Below are 1,737 nucleotides of genomic sequence, written 5' to 3' on the forward strand. Positions count from 1 at the left end.
GCTCTTTAACAATTTATCAGACAATCTGTGTGGGCACTCGCAGGATTGATATCTCAGCATCTTCGGATGCAAACAAATATCAAGTCTTGAAGAGTGACTACTGATTTTATAAACAGTTTTAATTCTTTGAGCATCAAACACTTTTAAATTGAAGAGTTTGATCATGGCTCAGATTGAACGCTGGCGGCAGGCCTAACACATGCAAGTCGAGCGGTAGCACGGGAGAGCTTGCTCTCTGGGTGACGAGCGGCGGACGGGTGAGTAATGTCTGGGGATCTGCCTGATGGAGGGGGATAACTACTGGAAACGGTAGCTAATACCGCATAACGTCGCAAGACCAAAGAGGGGGACCTTCGGGCCTCTTGCCATCAGATGAACCCAGATGGGATTAGCTAGTAGGTGGGGTAATGGCTCACCTAGGCGACGATCCCTAGCTGGTCTGAGAGGATGACCAGCCACACTGGAACTGAGACACGGTCCAGACTCCTACGGGAGGCAGCAGTGGGGAATATTGCACAATGGGCGCAAGCCTGATGCAGCCATGCCGCGTGTATGAAGAAGGCCTTCGGGTTGTAAAGTACTTTCAGCGAGGAGGAAGGCATTAAGGTTAATAACCTTAGTGATTGACGTTACTCGCAGAAGAAGCACCGGCTAACTCCGTGCCAGCAGCCGCGGTAATACGGAGGGTGCAAGCGTTAATCGGAATTACTGGGCGTAAAGCGCACGCAGGCGGTTTGTTAAGTCGGATGTGAAATCCCCGGGCTCAACCTGGGAACTGCATTCGAAACTGGCAAGCTTGAGTCTTGTAGAGGGGGGTAGAATTCCAGGTGTAGCGGTGAAATGCGTAGAGATCTGGAGGAATACCGGTGGCGAAGGCGGCCCCCTGGACAAAGACTGACGCTCAGGTGCGAAAGCGTGGGGAGCAAACAGGATTAGATACCCTGGTAGTCCACGCCGTAAACGATGTCGACTTGGAGGTTGTGCCCTTGAGGCGTGGCTTCCGGAGCTAACGCGTTAAGTCGACCGCCTGGGGAGTACGGCCGCAAGGTTAAAACTCAAATGAATTGACGGGGGCCCGCACAAGCGGTGGAGCATGTGGTTTAATTCGATGCAACGCGAAGAACCTTACCTACTCTTGACATCCAGAGAACTTAGCAGAGATGCTTTGGTGCCTTCGGGAACTCTGAGACAGGTGCTGCATGGCTGTCGTCAGCTCGTGTTGTGAAATGTTGGGTTAAGTCCCGCAACGAGCGCAACCCTTATCCTTTGTTGCCAGCGGTTCGGCCGGGAACTCAAAGGAGACTGCCAGTGATAAACTGGAGGAAGGTGGGGATGACGTCAAGTCATCATGGCCCTTACGAGTAGGGCTACACACGTGCTACAATGGCGCATACAAAGAGAAGCGACCTCGCGAGAGCAAGCGGACCTCATAAAGTGCGTCGTAGTCCGGATTGGAGTCTGCAACTCGACTCCATGAAGTCGGAATCGCTAGTAATCGTAGATCAGAATGCTACGGTGAATACGTTCCCGGGCCTTGTACACACCGCCCGTCACACCATGGGAGTGGGTTGCAAAAGAAGTAGGTAGCTTAACCTTCGGGAGGGCGCTTACCACTTTGTGATTCATGACTGGGGTGAAGTCGTAACAAGGTAACCGTAGGGGAACCTGCGGTTGGATCACCTCCTTACCTAAAAGATACAACCCGCGTAGTGCTCACACAGATTGTCTGATAGATGT

General features: G+C 52.3%; 1 rRNA gene. It reads left to right on the plus strand.

Annotated elements, in window-relative coordinates:
- Positions 1 to 145 precede the first annotated feature (145 nt).
- Positions 146 to 1,687, plus strand: a 16S ribosomal RNA gene (locus tag B9Y90_RS25345).
- The last annotated feature ends 50 nt before the right edge of the window (positions 1,688 to 1,737 follow it).

It is taken from the genome of Cedecea sp. NFIX57 (assembly GCF_900177785.1).
GTDB classification, from domain to species: domain Bacteria; phylum Pseudomonadota; class Gammaproteobacteria; order Enterobacterales; family Enterobacteriaceae; genus Cedecea; species Cedecea neteri_C.